The organism is Mycobacterium sp. (assembly GCF_049280035.1).
GTDB lineage: Bacteria > Actinomycetota > Actinomycetes > Mycobacteriales > Mycobacteriaceae > Mycobacterium.
In genome coordinates, this window is record NZ_JBAPPI010000703.1 from 1 (window position 1) to 3,232 (window position 3,232).

Sequence of the window (3,232 nt, forward strand, 5' to 3'; positions counted from 1 at the left end):
CGCAATGGGAGGTCGGCGTAGGAATGGTGGCTGGCGGCGGCCCGATGGCCCGCCTGCCCCAACTCATCGGCCGAAACCGCGCCCTCGAGGGGCTGCTGAGTTCAGAAGACATCCGAGGAGACCAGGCCGAGGCCTACGGCTACGTCAATCGCGCTCTGCCCGACGCCGATCTCGACGCGTTCGTCGAGGCGCTCGCGGCCCGCATCGCGGGCTTCGACAAATGGGCGATCGCCAATACCAAACGCCTCGTCAACACCAGCCTGCCGCCCGACGTCGAACTCAGCGCCAGCTGGGATGCCTGCATCGCGTCGCTTGGACGAACCGCCGCGCAGAATGCAATCAAAGCGCTGATGGCACAAGGCTTTCATAAGCCAGGAGACGTCGAAAATCGGCTCGGCTACTACGTGGGCCAAATCCCACGATAGGTACGAAACCCCGCCGATGAGCTCATGGCCAAGTCGCTGTAGCGGACCTTCAGCGGCCGAGAATGACCATGAGCAATTGGCGCAGCCAGGCGCGAGCGCCGGGCAGATTTCCGTCGAGGATCAGTTGGGTGGCGACTCCGTCGTAGGCGGCGACGACGGCTCGGGCGGTGTCCGCGATGCTGCCAAGGGCCGGGTGTATGTCGTCATCAGACGCGCTGAGGCGCTGTTCGACTGCGCCACGGAGTTGGTCGCGGTGGGTAGCCAACCGTTCGGCGACCTCGGGGTGACGGGCGGCGTGCATCAAGAAGTCGGTCTTGACCAATAACCAGTCACGATCGAGCAGCAGCGTTTGCGAGATCCGATCGAGGGTGGGGGTCCCGTCTGCGGGTTCAGCCGGAGCTGTCATGGCGGTGGTGAGTTGGTCAGCGATCAGCGTGGCGCGCTCGTCATAGAGGGTGAAGAACAGCTCTTCCAGGCTGGCGAATTGAGAGTAGAACGCGCCCCGGGTGTAGCCGGCTTCGGCGCAGACATCCTCGATGCGGGCCCGCCCGAATCCCTTGTCGGCGAAGACCCGGAACGCGGCGTCGAGGAGCCGCGCCCGGGTCTCGGCGCGACGCTTGGTCACCCGCGGCGGTTTGGCCGATGTCATCTGCATCACCCGACGATACATCAAAGTATCTGATGCATTATCGTATCGGATATATGCACGGATGCAGGAAGGGAGCGACCGGTGGACGCTGACGTCATTGTGATCGGTGGAGGATTGGCTGGACTGGTCGCCACCCGCGAGTTGACCCGCCGCGGCAAGAAAGTCGTAGTCGTCGATCAGGAGAACGCCGCCAACCTGGGCGGTCAGGCCTTTTGGTCATTCGGCGGAATCTTCTTCGTCGACAGTCCCGAGCAGCGCCGCATGGGCGTCAAGGACTCGTTTGACCTCGCCTGGAGCGACTGGTCGGGCAGCGCAGCCTTCGACCGCCTCGACGACGAAGACAGCTGGGCGGCCAGATGGGCCCGCGCCTACGTCGAGTTCGCGGCCGGGGACAAACGCGCATATCTCACCGAGCACGGCATGACGTTTCTGCCGACGGTCGGGTGGGCCGAACGCGGCGATCAACGCGCCACCGGGCACGGCAACTCCGTGCCCCGCTTCCACGTCACCTGGGGCACCGGCACCGGCGTCGTCGGACCGTTCGTCAACGCCGCACTGACCGCCGCCGACCACGGGCTGGTGAGCGTTCACCACCGCCACCGCGTCGATGAGCTGGTGTTCACCGACGGGGCAGTGACCGGCGTCCGCGGCGTTGTGCTGGCCCCCGACGACGCTCCCCGTGGGGCACCGTCCAACAGGGACGTGGTCGGCGAGTTCGAACTGAGCGCTCAGGCCGTCATCATCGCCTCCGGCGGCATCGGAGCTAACCACGAAATGGTGCGCCGCAATTGGCCGCAACGCATGGGCACCCCACCGCAGTCGATGATCACCGGCGTGCCGGCTTACGTCGACGGCCGCATGCTCGACATCGCCGACGACGCCGGGGTGCGGCTGGTCAACCGAGATCGGATGTGGCACTACACCGAAGGCATCCAGAACTGGAATCCGATCTGGCCTCTCCACGCGATCCGGATTCTGCCTGGCCCGTCATCCATGTGGTTCGACGCGATCGGGCGGCGTCTGCCCCAACCGTACTTGCCCGGCTATGACACCCTGGGCACACTGCGCTACCTGCGCACCGACCCGGCCATCGCCGGCTACGACCACTCCTGGTTCATCCTCACCCAGAAAATCATCGAAAAAGAGTTCGCGCTGTCCGGGTCCGAGCAGAACCCCGACATCACCAGCAAAAGGCGCACAGCGTTCCTGCGTGAGCGGCTGTTGAACCGCTCGGCCCCCGGCCCGGTCGAGGCATTCAAACGCCACGGCGCCGACTTCGTCGTCGCCAACGACCTCGAATCGCTGGTGGCGAAGATGAACTCCCTCACCGATGAACCGCTGCTGGATCCCACCACCATCCGAGGTCAGATCGAGGCCCGGGACTTGCAGATGGCCAACCCGTACGCCAAAGACGCCCAAGTGCAAGGCATCCGCAATGCCCGCCGCTACCTCGGCGATCGGATCGGGCGGGTCGCGGCACCACATCGTATCCTCGACCCCGCCGCCGGCCCGCTCATCGGCGTCAAACTGCACATCCTGACCCGGAAAACGTTGGGCGGCATCCAAACTGACTTGTCCTCGCGTGCCTTCGGAAGCAACGGCCAACCCATCCCCGGCCTCTATGCGGTCGGCGAAGCCGCCGGATTTGGCGGCGGCGGCGTTCATGGCTACAACGCCCTGGAAGGCACCTTCCTCGGCGGCTGCATCTTCTCCGGCCGCGCCGCGGGGCGTGCCGCAGCCGAAGCCCTTTAGCTGCAAGGTCAGCGGTCAATGCGCAGCCCGTATCCTTTGATACGACGATGCCAAAGTAGTTCGGGATGAAGGGTACGAGTGGTCGAGGACACGCGCGGTGGCACCGGTAACTCTCGACCGGGGCGAGCGCCGCGATCCCAAGCACCAACTTCTGGCCCAGGACGCGCGCGCAGAGCGCAGCCCCAGCCTCCGACCGCCAACGACGACAGCACGGCCCCGCCGATCCCGCCCGATATCGAAGCCAAGCAGCTGGCACCCGAGATCCGGCGCGAGCTCAGCACTTTGGATCGGGCAACCGCCGACGCCGTGGCCCGCCACCTGGTCGCCGCCGGCGAGCTGATCGACGACGACCCGGAAGCCGCGCTGACCCACGCGCGGGCCGCCCGGGCCCGCTCTGGCCGTATTG

Annotated in this window: 3 protein-coding genes and 1 pseudogene; 3 read left to right on the forward strand and 1 reads right to left on the reverse strand. The window is 66.0% G+C overall.

The window, feature by feature from the left end:
* On the forward strand, positions 1-425 hold a 425-nt coding region (locus WAN71_RS22655), incomplete at its 5' end, for an enoyl-CoA hydratase/isomerase family protein (protein ID WP_422227481.1).
* 49 nt (positions 426-474) lie between these two features.
* Here the strand turns inward: WAN71_RS22655 and WAN71_RS22660 are convergent.
* The gene (locus tag WAN71_RS22660) at positions 475-1,080 is read right to left on the reverse strand and encodes a TetR/AcrR family transcriptional regulator (protein WP_422227482.1); all 606 of its coding nucleotides are present in this window, start codon (positions 1,078-1,080) and stop codon (positions 475-477) included.
* Positions 1,081-1,155: 75 nt separating this feature from the next.
* Between WAN71_RS22660 and WAN71_RS22665 the strand changes: the two genes are divergently transcribed.
* Together WAN71_RS22665 and WAN71_RS22670 are read left to right on the forward strand one after the other, a co-directional pair.
* Positions 1,156-2,826 (forward strand): FAD-binding dehydrogenase, encoded by a 1,671-nt coding sequence (locus WAN71_RS22665; protein ID WP_422227483.1) that lies wholly within the window; start codon positions 1,156-1,158, stop codon positions 2,824-2,826.
* 78 nt (positions 2,827-2,904) lie between these two features.
* Positions 2,905-3,232 (forward strand): annotated as a pseudogene (locus WAN71_RS22670) (tetratricopeptide repeat protein); the annotation flags it as partial.